The sequence below is a fragment of the Microcoleus sp. N3A4 genome (assembly GCF_036701805.1).
Lineage (GTDB): Bacteria > Cyanobacteriota > Cyanobacteriia > Cyanobacteriales > Microcoleaceae > Microcoleus.
Genome location: NZ_JAUBRJ010000007.1, coordinates 54,113 through 74,084 on the forward strand (window position 1 = coordinate 54,113; position 19,972 = coordinate 74,084).

A 19,972-nucleotide genomic window follows, 5' to 3' on the forward strand; every position below is an offset into this window, starting at 1 on the left:
AGTTGCCGAACCGTTTGAGCGATATTTTCCCAAATTAGCTTCACGTCCTTTGATGTGGGAATGAAAGCAACGATCGACCCAATAGTTTGGGATTATGCCAAAGATATGACTACGCACACAAGAGTGCAAACGCAGTCAGCCTGGGAACCCTAGCAATAGGGATATTTTGACACAAATGTCTTAAGAATCCCCGTACCGACCGGGCGGGGAGTGTCAAAGGATTTCTACATACCCTTCTGTTCCATGTACGCGAATTCGTTGCCCATCTTTGATTAGTTTGGTCGCATTTTCTACTCCAACAACTGCTGGTAAGCCATATTCACGTGCGATAACTGCTCCATGAGTCATCAGTCCACCAACTTCGGTGACAAGACCTTTTATGGATACAAATAATGGTGTCCAGCTAGGGTCAGTAAAGGAGGTGACTAATATATCTCCATCTTCTAGATCGGCGTCTTCCATGTTTAAGATGACACGTGCTTGTCCCTCAATAACTCCAGAAGAAACAGGTAGACCTACAATAGCTTTGGCAGGGAGATTTTCTCGTTTGTACTCACCCGTAATGATTTCACCGTCAGAGGTGATAACACGTGGGGGAGTTAGTTTTTCATATAATTTGTACTCGTCTTTTCGTTTGCTGACGATCTGGTAATCCAGTTTATTTGTGAGTACGACTTCGCGAAGTTCTTCAAAAGTGAGATAGTATATATCTTCTTTTTCATGAATAACGCCCGCTTGTACGAGTTGTTCGGCTTCTTGCAGTAAAGCCTGCTTATAAACAAAGTAGCGATTAATCATGCTGTATTTTGGATATTCACGATAACCGATAAAATTTCGGATTAGGTCGATCGTTCGTTTTGTTTCTTCGGCCTTTTGTTCACCATCCGGCAGTTGCTCTAATCGGTCTAATAACTCCTGTTCTTTTTTCAAAGCTTCCTGCCGCCCTTGCTCAAATTTCCGGTTGCCGGCACCAGGTTCAAAGTTTTTGATGTTGCTCAGAATTGTGGGCACAAGTGTGGTTGGTTTTTCGCTCCAACGGGTTTTAGTTATATCGATTTCTCCGGCACAGCGCATTCCGTATCTGTTGAGAAAAGCGTAGATAGCGTCTTGGGTTTCCTTTCCACCATCAAACTTAACCAGTTCATCCAAAAAGTTATCATCTTTTACATGATGTAAATAATCAATTACTTCCGGATAAGGACGAATCACATCTGCGACATCCATTAGCGCCAGCCCCATTTCCGAAGTAATATTATTTGGCACAGATTGAGAAAGCGTGTCTGCTGCGTTTTTTTCACCCAACCACTCCTTCATTTTTTCATTGATCCATGATGAGGCATCCATAGCAGCAAAAATCACACCCATGCTTCGTGGGTCAGATAAAATCTTCTTTAATTGCTGAATATCTTCCAGGATAAAATCAAATAAATCTGCTCCTGATTTAGGTTGGATGTTATGTTTTAACTCTTCTATGGATGTCTGACTGCTCTTAATCAAATCAGAAACGATGGTCGGATCATTTTCGATTTGTGTACGAAAACCCGAAAACGAAGTAACTTTATTGCTTTTACCGGAACTCTGCTCGTTTTCCTCAACTGGTAATGATTTTATAAAATCTCCCCGCTCTATTATATTCATAAGTGCATCTTTTATGAGCGGATCGTGTTGTCCCATGCCATCTAAAAATTTTTCTCGGCTGACAGGTGAAGCCAGTTGAGGTGTGACATCCACAAACAGCCTTCCACCAGCTTTACGCATGGGTGCACGGGTCGTTAACAGGAAAAAAGACAGTCCCAATGGTTTAATGGGGTCGGTCATCATTTGTTGATGACCGACAGATATATAGACGTGATTTTCTCGATCGTTCGCTTCAGGGATCGGGTATAAAGTAGTGATTGGCCGACTCTGGACAATATAAAATGTATCATCAACCAAACACCATTCGATGTCCTGGGGGCTGCCGAAATGTTCTTCGATCTTTCTGCCTATGCGATCGAGCTGTAAAATCTGCTCATCCGTCAGCGCTTGCCTATTCTGCTTCTCAGGTTCAATCTCCTGTTCTTTCGTACCGCCATCTTCTAAAGCATAAATAGCCAGTTTCTTGGTGAATATCTTCTTATCGATAACCTTACCGTTACACACTTTATAGCTATCAGCATTCACCAGGCCGGAAACCATAGCCTCACCAAGTCCGAAGCTGGCATCAATGGATAACACTTTTCTATTAGAAGTGACGGGATCGGCAGTAAACAAAATTCCTGCCACCTGCGGGAAGACCATCTTCTGAACAACCACAGACAGGTGGACTTTACGGTGGTCGAAGCCGTTTTGAAGGCGGTAAATTACTGCCCTCTCGGTAAATAGCGATGCCCAGCACTTGCTGATATGCTGATAGATTGCCTCCTTTCCGATAATGTTCAGATACGTATCCTGCTGGCCTGCAAAAGAGGCCGTCGGTAAATCCTCTGCAGTTGCGCTGGATCGTACTGCATAGGCATTCTTTTCTCCAAGCCTGGAGAGGATGCGGGCGATCTCTTCATTAATGTCTTGAGGAATGGCTATCCCTTCGATGACCCTGCGAATCTCACGGCTAAGTTCACCGATTTTATCCCGGTCTTCCACCAATAGATGCGATAAGCGATCGAGTAATTCGTTAATCGACGACGTTTCCCCAATGATTCTTTTAAAGGCTTCAGTAGAAATACAAAAGCCATCCGGTACGCGGATTCCTTCAATCTTGGAAAGTTCCCCCAGGTTTGCGCCTTTACCCCCAGCAATCATGATTTTTGTTTGGTCAATGTCCTGAAAATCAAGCACATAGGAACTCATATATTTACCTCCTGCGGCAATTCCTTCTTTGATAATTTTGATGGCATCCTTCGGGCTAAAACGACTTACCGGAGTATTTATTGTAGTTCAACTCGAATTTAGCCAATCAGGAAGAGGATGCGAGTAGTTGCATGAACTGTTCGCGTTTTGCATCAAGCAATAAAACCAGAGTGGGGTTGAGAACATATCGGGGAACCAGTCGATATCGCCCCCTCGCTCAACAACAATAGAACGCCATTCCAACAACAGTACACTAAACTGAGAGCAGCCCCATTCGCCCCAGTTGACCTATGCCGCGTTGGTTCAATACTGCTGGCCCTTGCCAAGAAGACATTCATTACGCACTGTCGCCCACGGTACGCTTACCAAGCTTAGAACGGTTAATCGCTCAACGTAACTATTTCGTCATCCATGCACCCCGGCAAGTGGGAAAAACCACCGCTATGCTGGCGTTAGCCAAACAACTCACCGAAAGCGGACAATATACAGCCGTGATGCTGTCGGTAGAAGTCGGCGCACCCTTCAGTCAAGACATTGCTGGTGCAGAAGAGGCTATTTTGGGGGCTTGGCGAGATAACATTTCCGTCCGTCTCCCACTCGAACTGCAACCGCCTGACTGGACAGCGATGCAATCGGGACAGAAAATTCGGGCTGCTTTACAAGCTTGGACACAATCTTCTCCTCGTCCTTTGGTGGTTTTCATCGATGAAATTGATGCACTACAAGACCAAGCTTTGATTTCTATTCTGCGCCAACTGCGCGATGGTTATCCCAATCGCCCGAAAGCGTTTCCGCAATCGGTGGGTTTAATTGGTTTGCGGGATGTTCGCGATTACAAAGTGGCGGCGGGGGGAAGCGATCGACTCCATACATCCAGTCCGTTTAATATTAAAGTGCGATCGATTACTCTCAGAGATTTTAATGCCTCAGAAGTCGCCGAACTCTACGCGCAACATACCCAAGATACCGGACAAGTTTTTACACCTGAAGCCGTAGCCTTAGCTTTTGAGCTGACTCAGGGACAACCTTGGTTAGTGAATGCTTTAGCTAAGGAAATTGTAGAAGAATTAGTGACAGATGAATCTATAGAAATTACACCACAACATATTTTGTTAGCTAAAGAAATTTTAATAAAACGGCAAGATACGCATTTAGATAGTTTGGCAGAACGACTCAGAGAAAACCGAGTCAAAGCCATTATCGAGCCGATGTTGGCCGGTTTGGAACTGGGCAATATCCCCAATGATGATATTCAGTTTTTAATCGATTTGGGTTTGTGTAAGATGGATGTTCTGGGTGGATTGACGATCGCCAATCCAATTTATCGAGAAGTGTTGCCCCGCGTGCTCACCGTAACGCCAATGGCTTCTCTGCCACAAATTGCACCGAGTTGGTTGACTCCTGAAGGCAAATTAGACACGCAAGCGTTACTCAAAACTTTTATGGGATTTTGGCTACAGCATGGCGAACCGTTACTCAAAAGTGCATCTTATCCCGAAATTGCCCCGCATTTAGTGTTGATGGCATTTCTGCATCGGGTGATTAATGGTGGGGGAACATTGGAGCGGGAATATGCGATCGGACGCGACAGAATGGATTTATGTTTGCGTTATGGTGAAGTCACATTGGGAATTGAACTGAAGGTTTGGCGAACTCGGAAAGTCGATCCGTTGAGTAAAGGGTTGGAACAGTTAGATGGATATTTGGCTCGATTGGGACAAGATGAAGGGTGGTTGGTGATATTCGATCGACGCGACAATGCGCTCGAATTAGAAGAACGGTTGAATACTGAAATTCATCTGACACCAATGGGGCGAACCGTTACAGTGATTCGTGCGTGAAGAAGTTCTGATGAATGTTTTGGTTCTGGCGATCGCCCCAGTGTGCGATCGTCGTACTCGAAATGTATACGTTCTAGCTGGATATGGTGAAGACCTTGAGTGTGAAATTGTACCGAATGGGGAGGTATTCTGATGAGCCAAGTGAATTTTGATGCTATGAGCGATGCCGAATTGAAACGGTACTTTCTGGAAAATCGCCAAGATCGAGCTGCTTGTCAGGCATATTTAGACAGGTTCAGTCAGCGTCCGAAATCAATCATTGCAAGCCCGATCGATCCCGATTTTGACGCAAAAATTCAGGCAGCAATTCGGCAGAAATTAGAAGCATCGCGTAGTAGCCAGCCAGCTAACAACACAGTGGAACGGAATAGAGTTTTTTCGCTTCGTTTCGGTGAAACTCTGCCGCCGCTGATTTGAGCCGTTATCTCGCAAACGCTGTCTGACTTTGGAGATAATTCGGAAGCTCGATCGAGAGCTTGACCTAAAGAAAATTGGTAGAATAAATAGATACGCTAGATGTCGATCGCCCCCGTTGGGCGATCGCTTATAATCGGATGAAAGCGCGATCGATAAGACTCACCCCAAAAATACCTATGAAAACCACGATCGAAATCGATAGCTCCCTCATCACCAATGCGCTCCAAGTCACCGGACTGACTGCACAACAAGAAGTCATCGAATTGGCCCTGAGCCTGCTGATCCAAATGAAAAACCAAGAGAACCTACGTGCGCTAAGGGGTAAACTCGCCTGGGACGGCGACCTCGATCGCATGAGAACGGATACGGAACAATAGTAAGCCCATAATTATTGTTGATTCCAGCGTCTGGATTGACTACTTTAACGGAAAATCCACCCCACAAACCGATCTCCTTGACCAACTCCTCACCACCCAACCGATCGCGATCGGCAACCTTATCCTCACCGAAGTCCTCCAAGGGTTTCGCCAAGACTCCGACTACAACAGGGCCAAGCATCTCCTCACCAATCTCACCGTCTTCAATTTCCTCGAAGCCGACCTCGCCATCAAAAGTGCTGACAACTTTCGCACCCTCAGAAAGCAAGGCATCACAGTTCGCAAAACGATCGATGTCATTATCGCCACCTTCTGCATCGAAAACAATCACGAACTCTTATTTGCCGATCGGGACTTTCTTCCATTCGTCGATCGTCTTGGACTGAAATCTGTTCTCTAAAGTAGTTGGAGGTTGAGTTTATCTGTGGCGGGTGAAGCGGGTCGTTATCTCGTAAACGCTGCCTGACTTGGGAGATGATTCGGAAGCTCGATCGAGAGCTTGACCTACAGAAAGTTGGTAGAATAAATAGACACGCATCGATCGCGCACCATGCAACAAGCTAGTAGATCCAAAAAAAAGATGTTTGTGTAAATCGTTAAAATAGTACCAAAAACAACCAGGAGAAACCCATGTTAACCCTAGAAATGGCAATCCAAAAAATCCAACATTTTTCCACCGAACAACGCAATAAAGTTATTGAATTTATCGAATTTCTAGAATTTCAAGCCAGCCAAACTAAAACTATAGAACCAAAAAAAGATGACTCTGATCGAGAACAATCCTTTTTTGAGCTAGCCGGAATCTGGGAAGACAAAAATATCACTCTAGACGACATTCGCAAAGACGCATGGGGCAAAGAAAACCAATGATTTTGTGTGACACCAATATTCTCATCGAATTCTATAAAAACAATACCGCCATCATTCAAGAACTACGACAAATCGGCAGCCAGAACTTAACCATTAGCATTATCACCAGAGCAGAACTGTACTATGGCGCACTCAACAAAAACGAACTAAACCGCATTCAAAAACACCTCGACTTACTTCCAAATATTCCCATCGATCGACCCATCTCAGAGCAATTCATTCAACTCATGGCGCAATATTCCCTAAGCCATAAACTCACAATTCCCGATGCCATGATTGCCGCCACCGCCCTAACCCATAACATTAGCCTCTATACTCTAAACCTCAAAGATTTTCGTTTTATCCAAGGCTTGAAAATATATCAATCTCCCTTCCATGACCCAAACGGTTGAACACTAAAATTCAGACTAGCCGGATGCGTCGGTGAATTACAGTAATTCGAGCGTGATGAAATTATAATGAGTGTCTCGATTTTGGCGATCGCCGACGGTGTGCGATCGATTCTAAATGCTCTCTAATCTCAAATATAATAAAAATAGCTTTTTTCTGTGTGATGGCTTAAGTGTTTAAGTTGAATTGTGCGGCGAACTCGATCGAGGAAAGGAGATTCTGATGGGGAGTAAGAAGAGGTTGACATACATCCTCAAGCGGCGGTATTATTCGACTATATGCAGTGTTGTACCGCAAATGCGATACATTATAAGTTAGGTAGCTTGAGCCTCTGGCTAGGACTGTACGGTAAACTCACTTGTTGAGAGTAAAACATAGGTGAATGTTAGTGGCGCTTTTCAGTCGGCTCTTAAATCTCAATACAGGCAGTATTCCGCTAGAAGATTTCTTCACTGAGTTGGTCGCCTACCTCTTCAGTACAGACAAGGAAATTCTCTATTCTTGGCTTAAGAATTTAAACTTATTGGATATAAATATTTATTTGGATGCCTATGTTTCAACACAGAGGGAGTTTGAGCCTCTTGATGATCATCGTTTAGCTAGCCGCCCAGATATCTTAATTGAGCTAGTAGATGCTAAAAGTCGTAGCATCATCTTTATCGAAAGTAAGATTGGCTCTCAGGAAGGCTACGAGCAGCTTTCAAGGTATGCCGAGATTTTGCATGGAATTTCAGGGTTCCAGCACAAATTTCTTTTGTACATTACTCGTGATTTTGATCCAAAAGATCAAGCAGATATTTTCAAGAATATTTCTCAATCTACCGTTCAGTTCAGGCAATTGAGGTGGCATCAGTTCTATCGATTTTTGAAATCTCAGGCAGATACAATGCTTGTTAAAGAAATTGTGACATTTATGGATGAGTATCGCATGGCACATAACAATCAGTTCTCTTCTATTGACGTGATTGCGTTAGCAAATTTCACAAAATCACTAAAACTTATGGAAGAGACAATGTGGGGAGAAGTCAGTCAGCGCTTTGAGAAAGTTCTGGGAGCAATTAAGCAAAAGTCTACAGCTCTTACCCAGATTCAATGGCATGGGCGGTATTTAATGACTGCCTCAATGCCAAGTGGAAAATGGTGGTGTGGTCTAGGCTTTATTCTAAAGACATCACATTTAACTGATTACCCAATAGTACGTCTCGTACTTGAAGTAGATCCTAATTCACCGCGTCGAGCAGAAATTATTGAAACGATGAAAGATATTTGCGAACAGTACGGTTGGAGGGGTTATAACTTAGATAGCTCAAAAGACTGGGCAGGAATAGTTCGAGACAAAAGTTTACAGGATTTTCTTTCTGAAGAAGACCACGTGGTGGCTGTCAAAAGATTTTTCCTGCAAGCACTAGATGAGTTAGAAAAGATCAAAGATCAGTATTCAAAACTTCCTTGGGTAGCAATTCAAGGCAATGGAGAAAGCTCTGATGATACGTTGCCAGCTACCTAACAAATCGTTGCAACGGCGGAATAAAGATAATCGGTGGGGATGCCAGGGTTACTAACCGCCGTTGAACTCAATCGTTATCTCGCAAACGCTGTCTGACTTTGAAGATGATTCGGAAGCTCGATCGAGAGCTTGACAAATCAGAAAATTGGTAGAATCAATAGATACGCTTCGATCGCGCACCATGCAACAAGCTAGTAGATCCAATCTTTTCGCCAAACCTCAAACGAGGAGATTCTCAAATGCCATTGGCTGAACTAATCTCACAGATCCAGGAACTTTCAAGAATTGACAAGCTTCGGCTGATGCAGTTTCTGGCAATAGAACTGGTCAAAGAAGAAGATGCAACAAACTTTTTTGTTGCCGATCGAGAGTATCCGGTCTGGTCGCCTTACAATTGCTCTGAGGCTGCCAATATTTTAATGAATCTTCTGACGACAAAACAACAAGAACAGAATGATTGACGCTCAGAGATTTCCCTACAAAATCACTGACAGCAGTCTTGGCATGGTCGATCGAATGCCGTACCTGCCATTGACACAGTTCAATAGCTTATAAAAAGCTAGCGTATCAGGCCAGCTTTTTGAGATTGATTCATGTAGAGTAAACTATAAATATGAATTCTCGCAAATAGGTACATGAAATGACACTAGCTGAAGTGCTTCCGTCCGCACGATTGCTTTCCGCAACAGAAAAACTCAGACTAATTCGGATTCTGGCTGAGGATTTGGATATGGCTGAGGATATTTCACCGTTGGAACCATTTAAAACATATGATTTGCCAACGACCTATGATAGCTTTGGGGCGGGTGCAGTTTTGATGGAAACCCTCAAAAAATCAACACAGAGCAATTGATGTATGCGATTTAAGTATTCAACCACCAGCCCAGCCCAAAATGAGTTTGATAGTTTACCAAGACTGTCATTATCATTAGGCCGGGAAGATCGAAGAGTTGAATCGATCGGTTTGGTGGATAGTGGGGCTACAGTTAATGTCCTACCTTGCGAACTTGGTCTTCAACTGGGCGGGGTGTGGGAAGATCGCAAAGCCATTATTCAATTAGCTGGTAATCTCGGCAACCAACCAGCAATGCCTTTTTCTGCGATCGCCAGAATTGGAGAATTTCCACCAACTGAATTAGTCTTTGCATGGGTGAAGCGTCCAAATACACCTTTGATTCTGGGGCAGACGAATTTCTTTCTTGAATTTGATGTTTGCTTCTACCGTTCCAAAAAGGAATTTGAAGTCAAACCGAAGTCCCCGTAACCATCCAGCTAACAAGTTATTGGAGCGGACGCACAGGGTTTTCGCGCTTCGTTTTGGTCATATCTGTCGCCGCTGAATCGAACCGTTGTCTCGTAAACGCTGCTTCCGCGAGGAGATGGTTCGGAATCTCGATCGAGAATTAAGGATTCCCTACGAGATTCCGATCGAGCCTTATCCTGCACAAAAACTTAGAAACCTGAACGCTAAGAAAAAGCCGCCCCAAAAGGACGGGACTTTAGCACTCCGCTACACTCCGCTTATTACCAACAACTATCAAGGCAACTCAACCGAACTCGGTTTAGCAATGTGAGGCAGGCCCCAGCCCAATTTTTCCCGCAAAATGTGGAAAAACTCAAAAGATTGCACCCGAACAAAGCGGGCTTGGTACGGAGCTCGCTCGACTTGCACCCAATCCTCCGGCAAAACATAACATCCGCCGTTCCCGTCTACCACCATTACCAGGCGGTTCGGACTCGCCGGCAAAATCTTGACCGGTTCGGTGTTGGAAAACACCAAAGCCCTCGAAGCCATTGAATGCGGGCAAATAGGCAGCAACTGCAACACCGGCACTCCGGGAATGATCACAGGGCCACCGGCAGAAAGGGCGTAAGCTGTCGATCCCGTGGGAGTCGAGATAATTACCCCATCTGCGGCAATGTCAACAGAGGCGTGCTGCCCGATCGCCACTTCAAAATGACACATACAAGTCAGCGGTTCCCGGTGCAGCACCATTTCATTGAGACAAAGGGCTTCCCAGAGGCAGTCGTTTTCTCGAAACAGCCGCACGGCCAGCATTGACCTTTCTTCGATTTCGTATTCTCCGGCGATCGCCTTTTCCAAAGCTTGCGGCAGCAAGTTCAGGTAAGTTTCTGTTAAAAAGCCCATGTGACCGGTATTGACAGTCAGCAGCGGCACTCCAATCGGAGCGACTTGGCGAAATGCCGACAGCACAGTACCGTCGCCGCCCAAAACCACTGCAAACTCCATGTCGCTGTCAAAACCGGGGGGGACGAGTTGGTCGATCGGAGTGTGGCACATCGGGCGATCGGGGCTAGAATAGCCCAGAATTCCTCCAGAACCAGAAACCGAACAGACCTCCCAGCCGCGGGCAGTCAGCTTGTTTTCCAACTCTGCGGCAATGCGACAAGCCACAGGTTTAACGTCGTTGTATATAATCCCAGCTTTCGGCACTTTAAAATGTAAAGGGCATTTTTTGTTTACTCCGTTTTTTAGTTTTAAGCTGCTCGTACTCTATTTCCTTGAGCTTCTTCAGAATCAGATTAAAGTATTCTTCGAGATAAGACTCCAAAGTAGTAGTTTCTTTAGGGTCGATTCCGAAGACACTGTAAACGTCATCCATCGGAGCTTTCAAGGGTTTTCCGGCTGCCAAAACTTCTGAAAAAGCCAATCTGTCAGCTACGTTCCAACTCCACTGAAAGAACTTAGCAAATTGACGAGTAGCCTTCAACAAGGCGTCTGGGGTCCGCGTAATTTTGGCTTGCTTCCCAGACAGCCGTTCGCACAACCGCACGATTTCTTCAGCATCCCAAGCGCGATTTCCCACCACCGGAAAGCTTTTTTTCTCGGTTTCGGGAACGGAAAGGGCCCGGACGGCAAATTTAGCAACGTCCTGAGTGTTCATGTAGGCAAGGGCGGATGGCTTGTTGGGCAGCCAGACTGCCTGATTGTCCAAAATCGGCATTGCATACAGGCTCAGCAGTCCTTGCAAAAAGCCGCAAGGTCTCAAGATTGTATAGTCTAGACCGGATTCTGCTAAGAACAATTCAGTACAGCGCTTGATTTCCAACAAGGGGACTTGGGGATATTTCTCGGCATCGAGAAAGGAAAAGAATATGTAACGCTTGATGCCTGCTGCTGCTGCTGCTTGGATCAGCGATACTTTTCCGTCCCAGTCTACTCTTTTGATGCTTACAGAATCCGCAGCACTGGCTGTTGCTGCATCGATAATAGCACTGACGCCTTCTAGCGCCGGAGGCAGACTGTCCGGCTGGCAAAGGTTCCCCGGCACGAGTTCAGCGCCCCATTCTTTCAAAAATGCAGCTTTTCTGTAACTTCTGACTAAACAGCGCACCTGGTAGCCCTCGTCTAGGGCGCGGCGGGCTATTTGGCGGCCGAGAGTGCCGGTGGCACCTAAAATCAATAAAGTCATCTAGGGATTAATTATGAATCTTAAACTTTCTATAAGATGGTATCAGGTTTTTGTTAAGTTTGTTATAAAAACTTAACAAAAACCTGAATTTTTCTCATTTTAGGCTTGAGATATTCGCCAGAAGGCTTGCTTTCGGCAGCAAGTAGACTCTAGAAGGCAGAAGGTAGAAGGCTTCTGAAGGATTGGTTGAAAAAACTTATTCTTCGCCGCCTTGCAATTTGAGCAGGAGGAAGCCTCCACCTATACCCACGAAAATTAGGGAAAAGGACAAAAAGGCTGCATTGAAAATTTCAGGATTCATGATTTTATCTGTCCAATTGGGCGATCGCATTAAATAAAGATAATATAATTTGGGGCAACCCGGTACATGAATGCTAAAATTTCAGTGCCGAAATTCCTGTATTTTGTTGGAGAAAACTGCCTTGAGTCTCGATCGGGAATCAAAACTAGCTGTAACTCTGGGAGATCCGGCGGGAATTGGCCCGGAAGTGATTCTCAAGGCTTTGGCAGAGCCCGCTGCTGGTTTGAGGGTAACGGTTATAGGTTCTAGGAGAGTTTTGCAGCAAACTTACGATATGTTGCGATCGAGCAATCCAGCAGCAGAAGCGGCAAATCCCGAAACATTAAACATTATTGATATCGAACCAGACAGCAAGTGGGGCGAAATTGTGCCCGGTGTCGGGAGTGCAGCTAGCGGGGCGGCTAGCTTTGCTTACATGGAAAGCGCGATCGCCCGTACCCTCGCCGGCGAATTCTCCGCCATCGTAACCGGCCCGATTTCCAAAACTTGCTGGCAGGCGGCCGGTTACAATTATCCCGGACAAACAGAACTCCTCGCAGAAAGGGCGAAATCGCAGCGGTTCGGAATGCTGTTTGCCGCCACATCTCCCCACAGCGGCTGGACGCTCGTCACTTTACTCGCTACCACACATATTTCTCTGCGTCAAGTCCCCGATGCTTTGAGTCCAGAATTGCTGAGTGAAAAACTAGAATTACTGATAGACTGTTTGCGGGAAGATTTTGGGCTGGAAAGACCGAAAATAGCGATTTCTGGCTTAAATCCTCACAGCGGCGAAAATGGCAAACTGGGAAATGAAGAGCAAGACTGGATGATACCTTGGTTGGAAACGCAGCGCGATCGCTTTCCTCAAGTGCAGTTAGACGGGCCAGTCCCCCCCGATACCCTGTGGGTAAAACCGGCTAAAGTTTGGTACGGTTTAGCCAAGGAAGCTCACGACGGTTACTTGGCAATGTACCACGACCAAGGGTTGATTCCAGTAAAATTGATGGCTTTCGATAAAGCAGTCAACACTACAATTGGTTTGCCATTTGTCCGCACATCTCCGGATCACGGCACAGCTTTTGATATTGTAGGTCAAGGGCTTGCCGATGCCTCCAGCATGAAGGCAGCATTGCAGTTGGCGGCCCAGTTGGCTAGTCGCAGAACAGCAGTTAAAATAGGGCGATAGCTTTAGTACGCCTGACGATCGGAAAAATTGTGTCATTCCTATTGATTTCCGCTGGGGTGAGGCGGCAAGCAAGCTGGTAATTTCCTTCGGTCGGTTAAAATCAAGTTTTGGTAGCGCAATATGTCAGCATCTAATGATAATTCAGGCAAAATACATCAGTCAGAAAAAGAGGTTTCTGATGCTACTCTGGCAAGTTCTAACGCTGGAGAGCAACTTCAGGAATTGCTAACCATACTAACTGAATTCCAGTTATTAAAAAAATCAAAAAAAGAACCGAGCGAGCTGAAATTACCCCTTTCGGAAAAGTCTGTTCAGCGGTTGGAGGATGAGGAAAATCGGCGCAAACAATTGTCTTTCCTGATCGAATCACCGAGTATTGTACCGGAAGTATTAACTAACGATGAAGAGATCCCATCTCAAAGACGAGAAAACAATAATGAGGAACCCGATTCATCTGTAACCGCGAAGGTAGCCAAAAATAATCGGCCGTCGGAGGAAGAATTAGAACAAGCAGTAGAGCAGTTTAAACAGTTGCAACAACTGCTGTTTGAAAGGGATTTGCCGGAATTTTACAGTAATGTTTTGAGCGTAGAACAAAGGTTAGAAAATTTTGAGAAGCTCATGTCTGAGCCTCAAGAATTGATGAATTTACTGAAACCGTTAATTCCTGAGTTAGTAAGAGAAGAATTAGAGGGGTTGAAGTCGGAATTTAAAAAGGCGATCGAACTCGCGAGCAATAATAAAATTAATCGGCTCGAATTGGAAGCAAAATTAGCGGGTTGGGAAAATCAAATTGCTAATTTCAACCAGCAGCCACTGCCGAATGCAGAGGAGTTAATCAAACGGCTGATGCCGGTGGTGGGCGAATTGCTCAACCGCAAGGTAGAGGAGTCTAAGTTAGATGTAGCTTCGGCGATCGCACCAAAAGTCAATCAAGTAATTCACAATCAAAACGGACTTGAAGAACACGTAGTAAGAATTGAAGATAAACTTGCGAATATTCAGCAGCGTTACCAGCAGCAACCGGAAGATTTAATCAAGCAGCTAGTACCAGTAGTTAGCGAGTTGCTGACTCGCAAAATTAGTGAATTAAAGTTAGAGGTTGTAGAAGCTGTCACCCCCTCAGTACAGGTAAGAATAGCTTGGGTAGAAATTGAAGAAAAAGTATTGAGCATCATCGAGCGCCGGCTGGCTATGCAACAGTCGCCAATTCAGAAGCCAGAAGAGATAATGGCGGTGCTAATGCCAGCAATAACTGATTTGCTGAACCGGAAAATCGATGAATCAAAATTAGAGGTAGCAGCGGCGATCCAACCTTTGATAGAATCAGCAATTCTTCAAAGAGAAGTTCAAGGAAAATTGAGCGACGTAGAAAGTAGACTAAATAATCTTCAGCGACAGCAAAAGTCTCAGCCGGAAGAAATAATGGCCAGGTTGATGCCGTTAATGATTGAGTCGCTGAACCGGAAAATCGACGAGACAAAGTTAGAGGCGAGAGAGGCGATCGCGCCGGCTGTCAACACCGCTATTCAAAACAGCGGTATTGCAGCACAAATATTAAATAATGAAAGTAAGATTGTCGAAGTTCAGCAGCAAGTTTTAGCCGAGATAGAAGGGTTGATGGCAAGAATAATGCCAGTAATTGTAGAGATGCTGTCCCGAAACATCGGGGAAGCAAAGCTAGAGATAGAATCTGCGATCGCCCCCGCTGTCGATGCGATCGTTCAGAATAAAAGGATTGATGAAAGACTCGGGAAGATCGAACAAAAGATTGTGGCGATCGAACACCGGATTTATGAATCGACAGACTTGTTTACCGATTTACTGAAACCTTTGATTGACGAGCTGATGGTTAGCCATCACGCCCAACTGCAAAAGTCGGTCATCGAATCTATTTTACCATTGTTAGATGAAGTTGTAAGTTATAATTACAGGCTCAACGATAAAGTAGGGGAACTAGATCGCAAAATTACTGATGCTGAATGGGGAGGCGATCGGGAAGAATTAGTGGCCAGAATTAAAGTCATCTTTCCCGAAATGATGCTTCAAACAATTAATGAGTCAAAAAAATCGTTTACCGAAACAATATCTCCGATAATTGATGAAGTAATTAATACCAAAACCCGAGAAAACAGGCAATCAATGGGAGTAGCCATATCGCCGGCTCTTTCTGTGGGAATCAGCCACAGAATCAGTGAATCGCCCGATGAAATTGCAATGGCGATCGCGCCGGAAATGGCCACGGCTATCAAACAGCAAATTCATCTCAAGCGAGAAGCAATGTCGGATGCACTTTATCCGATCATCGGCAGCACGATTTTAAAATACATCGCCGAGATGATACGGGAGATTAATGAAAAACTCGAATCATCTTTAAGTACCGAGCGAATTAGTCGTAAAATTAAAGCCAAATTACAGGGAATTTCAGAAGCAGAATTGCTGATGAAAGAAACAACACCACTGAGTGTTAAAGCTGTTTTTTTAATTCAAGCACAATCGGGCTTAGTAATTTCAGCAGTGCAGCAGTCTGAACGCGAACAGCTAGAATCAGACATGGTAGCGGGGATGCTGACTGCTATTCGGGCTTTTGTCAACGATTGCATCTCTCAGTCTGGAAATATTGCAGAGATTGATGCAATAGAATACGGCACATCTACGATCGTACTGGAAGTAGCGGGTTCGTGTTATCTAGCAGTAGTGATGCAAGGAGAAACTCGCCAGTGGTTTAAGTACAAAATGCGATCGATATTCAAAAATATTGTTCAAGAATACGGAGATCGGATTCAATCATTTAACGGCGATCCAGCCACTGTGCCACCAGAGGTAAACTCGAAATTGCAAAAATTAATCGATACAGATGTAAAAGTTAAATCTCCTAAACTTCCAATTTTACCAATCATTGGCTTAGCAGCGTTAGGTTTAATTGGCGTACCTTGGGGAATTCATCAATACCGCAGCTCAGTTGCAGCGAGGTTAGAAGCAGATACAAATTTAGCTTTACAATCTGCTCCAGAGTTATCGGTTTATCGCCTCGCGGCAGATGTTAAAGATAAATTATTGGAGATTTCGGGACGAGTGCCGAATCAAAAGCTGCGCTCGAAAGCGGAAAAAATCGCTCAGCAAGCGGCTCCCACATTAAGAATTGACAATAAAATTATAGCCGTTGAAGTACCTCCCGATCCGGTTTTAGTCGAAGCCGATATCAAACGGACAGCAGCTCTTTTGAATAAATTAGAAAGCATTGATATCTCGGCTCGCTATGCAGAGGGAAAAGTGGCCGTTGCAGGCAGCGTGAGCAAAGTGCCGGATGCTCAGAAAATAACTCAAGCTTTTGAAAAAATTCCGGGGGTGAAGTCTGTAACAAATACAGTGATAATAGGAAGTCAACCGCAGTCAAAAATAATGGGAGTTCGCCTTTATTTCGGTGCAGGTTCGGCAATTTCTCCGCCGAAAGACGTAGCACAAAAGCTTAGCAAAGTCAAGGAATACATGGAGGAAAATAGCACGAAGAATTTGAGGATAATTGGCTACAGCGATTTTAAAAGCAATCCGGCAGAAAATCAAAAGTTGGCACTGGAAAGGGCGACAAATGTGAAAGCTGCTTTGGTTAAACAAGGGATAAATGGCAACAGAATACAAGTGGCTTCTACTAAGGGTCGTCCTGAAGGTGTGGAGGCCAATCAACCGCTGTGGCTGAACAGATTAGTAATATTTGAGGTGGTAAATTAAAGTGGGGAATGGGGAATGGGGAATGGGGAATAGGGAATAGGGAATAGGGAATTGCTAGCAAATAATATCATGGACGGTTGCATCGGAATAATATATTTGGATGATATATGCGAGCATCCATAGCGAACGGCCTAGATCGCGAGCGAGACGCTCGCACGCTGATAATTCAGATGCTACCCAATACGCTTGGGTTAATGAAAATTGTAGCGAAAATGTTGGGCGGAGTGAAACGGAGGGTTCGCTCCTCAACCCAACGCACGATCGGTTTTTTTAGCACTAACTGAACCGTATTGCGATGCTACCGGATTTGATATAGCAATCCTAAATGATTTGAAAAATAGTACGCGAGCAAGATGCTCGCACTACAAGGATTCCGATCTAGCTCGATTTTGCGACAGATTTAGGACTGCTATATAACAAATAACAAATAACAAATAACAAATAACAAATAACAAATAACAAATAACAAATAACTACTGACTAATGACTCTTAAATTAATCGAACTCGCCCGGAGGTAAAGGCTTGTATTCGATCGCCCGCCAAGCATACTAACAACTGGCCACTTCCATTAATGCCCGCGGCTTCTCCGCAGATGGTTTCCGACGGAAGTTCGATCGCCACATTGCAGCCAATCAACGCATCGCGGCGGCGCAATTCCGGCAAAAGTAGCGCTAAACCGGACTTGGAGGCTGGCCTGTCTGTGGTGGAAAACATATCGGCTAGTTCAAGTAAATAGTGCCGCAGTCGATCGAGCAAACACAGTTCATCGGGCACTTTACTAGCAATAGAATGCAAGCTTACCGCATTGCCGATCGCCTGTTCATCCAATCCCGCAGCCGCGAAATCTACGCAGCGGTTGAGTCCAATTCCCACAACAGCGCGAGTTTTTTCCGAAGTATTGCCGCAAGTGGCTTCGCAGAGAATTCCGGCTAATTTGTGGCGATCGATCCAGACATCGTTTGGCCATTTCAGGCGCAGCATATCGCGACAGTCGGGAACCAAATCTTCGATCGCGTAAATCACGGCTAAACCCGCTGCTAAACTGAGTCCGGGCAACAGATTGGGGTTGAGGTTGTCGAGTACAAAACTAACAGTCAAAACACCGGTTGGGGCGTGCCAGGTGCGCCCGTATTGACCGCGCCCGCTGGTTTGCCGCTTGGTAAATACTGCATCTCCGTGGTGGAGTTTGGCCGCGCGGGCGTGAGCCCAACTGTTGGTACTCGGACAAGTATCTAAGGAGTGCAGCCAGTGAGGAAGAGGAAGGTTTGGGCGATCGGGTTCTGGGGATGCGGGCACGGGAATCAATGACGGAGGAAGAAGAAAGAATGGAGATATTTTACCATTTTCATACATTCTGTAGGAGCGGGTTCACCAAGCATAATTGCCCCAAATAAACAATCTCGAAAACCCGCCCCACCCAACAAACAATCTAAATCTACATTTTGATATTCAATGTAAATGTCAGGTTGATGTGGGTTATTGGTGGGGCGGGGGCGGGTTTATATATATTGTCGCTCATCGTTATATATTGTTGGTGAACCCGCCGCTACAGGCACTGTTTAAATTAAGATTAATCGCTTCAACCATTAGCTACGCTTGCTCTTGCATTTCCAGCAACTCAGGAATAGTCACAAACCGATATCCCTGCTTTTTCAAACCAGCAATCATCTCCGGTAAAGCCTTAATAGTACGAGATCGATCGCCCCCGCCGTCGTGCATCAAAACAATCGCTCCCGGCTTCGCACCCTTCAACACATTCTTAACAAAAGCCGACGGTTGAGCGCGCGGATCGGTATCTGCAGAAGTTACCGACCACATCACAACAGCATAATTCTGCTCTTTAGCATACTTAGCCAAGCCATTATTCAAAACTCCCCCCGGCGGGCGAAAGAAAGATGTCTTAACTCCCGTCGTTTCGTAAATAAGTTTTGCCGTGCGATCGATTTCATCAGCCGCCGTCGCCGCATCCATCGGATCGTACCAGTGATGCCATGTATGATTGCCGATCGCGTGACCTTGGGCCACAACTCGGCGAGCAATTTCAGGAGAATTTTCGATAGATTTACCTAGCCAAAAAAAGGTTGCTTTAACATCATTTTGCTTAAAAATATCCAGCATTTGTTCCGTTATTTCCGGCCACGGCCCGTCATCAACAGTTAAAGCAATAACTTTCTCAGAATCTTTGACTTTTCCCTCAAAAACTGTTGTTCCCTGAAACTGTTCCGGCGGCACAAAAGTCAAAAGCTTTTCTTGGGATTCCAATACGGTAAGAAGTTTTTCAACAGTGCGATCGAGATTAAACGCTGTTCGATCGTTCCCAACTTCCTTTACTAACGGATTTACCGTTAAAGATTGGTTAAGGTTGTGTACCTGCAGCGCAGCGGTTGCAGCAGGATTGTCGCTTCGCTGTGGGTTTCGTGCCATCAGCGTACCGATGATACAGCTAATCGCAGTCGCTGCAAGGACGATCGCCACAAAACGCCATTTTTTTCGCAGTCTTTGAAACAAATGATTTCCGGTCACTTGAGATTCCTTTCACTCCACACTGCAGATTATGATAATGGGAACTTCAGGGAAAAGAAACCTAATTTTTGATAAATATGTCTCAGCGGGGATTGACAGCGATCGAATGCAGGCCTACACAGACAAAACCCGCAAGGCAAAGGTTAAGAGTTTCTTGAGTCCACGCAGGTGGACTTTGTTTGTATAACCGCGATTTCAAGAGACTGTTGGCGAATTCGCAGGGTTATTACCCCTCACCTCTGGAACGCAGCATTTAAAACCGGGATGCGGTGAGACGGGTTAATTGCCAGAAAATCCGGCCCAAATTGGTCGCCGTCGAGGTTAAGTGCGATCGGCTCAAACGCAATCTGTTTTTCCAGAAGTGCCACCTCGCGCGACGGCGAGAATTCCGAGAGATCGGAGTGTAGTACAACTTCAGCCTCAGATTTACCTGGCGCGACACCACCAGATTAGCAGCCAAATATCTTGATTTATAAGGGGTTGGGGTAACATAGAGTGTTGGCTGGAGCGATCGGCACCCCTTTAAAAAACCCAATTTCAAAAAAAGTTGTATTACCCCCTTGACAGTCTTGTAACACACAATGT

The 19,972-nt window shown here is 45.2% G+C and carries 21 protein-coding genes; 14 read left to right on the plus strand and 7 right to left on the minus strand.

The window, feature by feature from the left end; genetic code table 11:
* Positions 1 to 213: 213 nt before the first annotated feature.
* Positions 214 to 2,829: a phosphoenolpyruvate synthase gene (ppsA, locus tag QUA56_RS06160; protein WP_333354629.1), complete on the minus strand. Its 2,616-nt coding sequence runs from the start codon at positions 2,827 to 2,829 to the stop codon at positions 214 to 216.
* A gap of 290 nt (positions 2,830 to 3,119) precedes the next feature.
* Between ppsA and QUA56_RS06165 the strand changes: the two genes are divergently transcribed.
* The 12 genes from QUA56_RS06165 (at position 3,120) to QUA56_RS06220 (ending at position 9,805) form a co-directional block, all read left to right on the plus strand.
* Positions 3,120 to 4,670 carry an ATP-binding protein gene (locus QUA56_RS06165; RefSeq protein WP_333354633.1) on the plus strand — a complete coding sequence of 517 codons (1,551 nt, stop codon included), beginning with the start codon at positions 3,120 to 3,122 and terminating at the stop codon, positions 4,668 to 4,670.
* A gap of 10 nt (positions 4,671 to 4,680) precedes the next feature.
* Positions 4,681 to 4,803, plus strand: coding sequence for a DUF6888 family protein (locus QUA56_RS06170; protein ID WP_333354635.1), 123 nt, complete (start codon positions 4,681 to 4,683; stop codon positions 4,801 to 4,803).
* Positions 4,803 to 5,087 carry a DUF6887 family protein gene (locus tag QUA56_RS06175; protein ID WP_333354638.1) on the plus strand — a complete coding sequence of 95 codons (285 nt, stop codon included), beginning with the start codon at positions 4,803 to 4,805 and terminating at the stop codon, positions 5,085 to 5,087. The genes QUA56_RS06170 and QUA56_RS06175 overlap by 1 nt, the downstream gene beginning before the upstream one ends.
* Positions 5,088 to 5,263: 176 nt before the next feature.
* A complete protein-coding gene (locus QUA56_RS36750; protein WP_445242875.1) occupies positions 5,264 to 5,464 on the plus strand; it encodes a type II toxin-antitoxin system VapB family antitoxin in 201 nt (66 codons plus the stop codon).
* A 34-nt stretch (positions 5,465 to 5,498) separates the two neighbouring features.
* A complete protein-coding gene (gene vapC, locus QUA56_RS36755; RefSeq protein WP_445242877.1) occupies positions 5,499 to 5,864 on the plus strand; it encodes a type II toxin-antitoxin system VapC family toxin in 366 nt (121 codons plus the stop codon).
* 230 nt (positions 5,865 to 6,094) lie between these two features.
* Positions 6,095 to 6,334 (plus strand): DUF2281 domain-containing protein, encoded by a 240-nt coding sequence (locus tag QUA56_RS06190; protein WP_333354641.1) that lies wholly within the window; start codon positions 6,095 to 6,097, stop codon positions 6,332 to 6,334.
* Positions 6,331 to 6,726: a type II toxin-antitoxin system VapC family toxin gene (locus QUA56_RS06195; RefSeq protein ID WP_333354643.1), complete on the plus strand. Its 396-nt coding sequence runs from the start codon at positions 6,331 to 6,333 to the stop codon at positions 6,724 to 6,726. Before QUA56_RS06190 ends, QUA56_RS06195 begins: the two co-directional genes overlap by 4 nt.
* A 380-nt stretch (positions 6,727 to 7,106) precedes the next feature.
* A complete protein-coding gene (locus QUA56_RS06200; RefSeq protein ID WP_333354646.1) occupies positions 7,107 to 8,231 on the plus strand; it encodes a PD-(D/E)XK nuclease family protein in 1,125 nt (374 codons plus the stop codon).
* A gap of 239 nt (positions 8,232 to 8,470) precedes the next feature.
* Complete coding sequence (locus QUA56_RS06205; RefSeq protein WP_333354649.1) at positions 8,471 to 8,692, plus strand: hypothetical protein; 222 nt, start codon at positions 8,471 to 8,473, stop codon at positions 8,690 to 8,692.
* A gap of 179 nt (positions 8,693 to 8,871) precedes the next feature.
* Positions 8,872 to 9,084 carry a hypothetical protein gene (locus QUA56_RS06210; protein ID WP_333251646.1) on the plus strand — a complete coding sequence of 71 codons (213 nt, stop codon included), beginning with the start codon at positions 8,872 to 8,874 and terminating at the stop codon, positions 9,082 to 9,084.
* 3 nt (positions 9,085 to 9,087) lie between these two features.
* Positions 9,088 to 9,495 carry a hypothetical protein gene (locus QUA56_RS06215; protein ID WP_333354651.1) on the plus strand — a complete coding sequence of 136 codons (408 nt, stop codon included), beginning with the start codon at positions 9,088 to 9,090 and terminating at the stop codon, positions 9,493 to 9,495.
* 85 nt (positions 9,496 to 9,580) lie between these two features.
* Entirely contained in the window at positions 9,581 to 9,805 is a 225-nt protein-coding gene (locus QUA56_RS06220) for a hypothetical protein (RefSeq protein WP_333354654.1), read from the plus strand.
* Here QUA56_RS06220 and QUA56_RS06225 read toward each other — a convergent pair.
* The 3 genes from QUA56_RS06225 to petM form a co-directional block, all read right to left on the minus strand.
* Positions 9,769 to 10,686: an NAD(+) kinase gene (locus QUA56_RS06225; protein ID WP_333354657.1), complete on the minus strand. Its 918-nt coding sequence runs from the start codon at positions 10,684 to 10,686 to the stop codon at positions 9,769 to 9,771. The two genes, QUA56_RS06220 and QUA56_RS06225, sit on opposite strands and share 37 nt — an antisense overlap.
* 1 nt (position 10,687) lies before the next feature.
* Complete coding sequence (locus QUA56_RS06230) at positions 10,688 to 11,665, minus strand: NmrA family NAD(P)-binding protein (RefSeq protein WP_333354659.1); 978 nt, start codon at positions 11,663 to 11,665, stop codon at positions 10,688 to 10,690.
* 196 nt (positions 11,666 to 11,861) lie between these two features.
* Positions 11,862 to 11,966: a cytochrome b6-f complex subunit PetM gene (petM, locus tag QUA56_RS06235; protein ID WP_172189541.1), complete on the minus strand. Its 105-nt coding sequence runs from the start codon at positions 11,964 to 11,966 to the stop codon at positions 11,862 to 11,864.
* Between the two features lie 70 nt (positions 11,967 to 12,036).
* On the opposite strand from petM, the gene pdxA reads away from it, so the two are divergent.
* Positions 12,037 to 13,134, plus strand: coding sequence for a 4-hydroxythreonine-4-phosphate dehydrogenase PdxA (gene pdxA, locus QUA56_RS06240; RefSeq protein ID WP_333354662.1), 1,098 nt, complete (start codon positions 12,037 to 12,039; stop codon positions 13,132 to 13,134).
* A gap of 120 nt (positions 13,135 to 13,254) precedes the next feature.
* Positions 13,255 to 16,863, plus strand: a complete 3,609-nt coding sequence (locus QUA56_RS06245) for an OmpA family protein (RefSeq protein WP_333354665.1) — start codon at positions 13,255 to 13,257, stop codon at positions 16,861 to 16,863.
* 490 nt (positions 16,864 to 17,353) lie between these two features.
* Here the strand turns inward: QUA56_RS06245 and QUA56_RS06250 are convergent, their stop codons facing one another.
* From QUA56_RS06250 to QUA56_RS06260, 3 genes are all read right to left on the minus strand, one after another.
* Positions 17,354 to 18,160 carry a biotin--[acetyl-CoA-carboxylase] ligase gene (locus tag QUA56_RS06250; RefSeq protein WP_333354669.1) on the minus strand — a complete coding sequence of 269 codons (807 nt, stop codon included), beginning with the start codon at positions 18,158 to 18,160 and terminating at the stop codon, positions 17,354 to 17,356.
* A 294-nt stretch (positions 18,161 to 18,454) separates the two neighbouring features.
* The gene (locus QUA56_RS06255) at positions 18,455 to 19,387 is read right to left on the minus strand and encodes a polysaccharide deacetylase family protein (protein ID WP_333354671.1); all 933 of its coding nucleotides are present in this window, start codon (positions 19,385 to 19,387) and stop codon (positions 18,455 to 18,457) included.
* A gap of 233 nt (positions 19,388 to 19,620) precedes the next feature.
* Positions 19,621 to 19,755 (minus strand): hypothetical protein, encoded by a 135-nt coding sequence (locus tag QUA56_RS06260; protein ID WP_333354673.1) that lies wholly within the window; start codon positions 19,753 to 19,755, stop codon positions 19,621 to 19,623.
* Between the last annotated feature and the right edge of the window lie 217 nt (positions 19,756 to 19,972).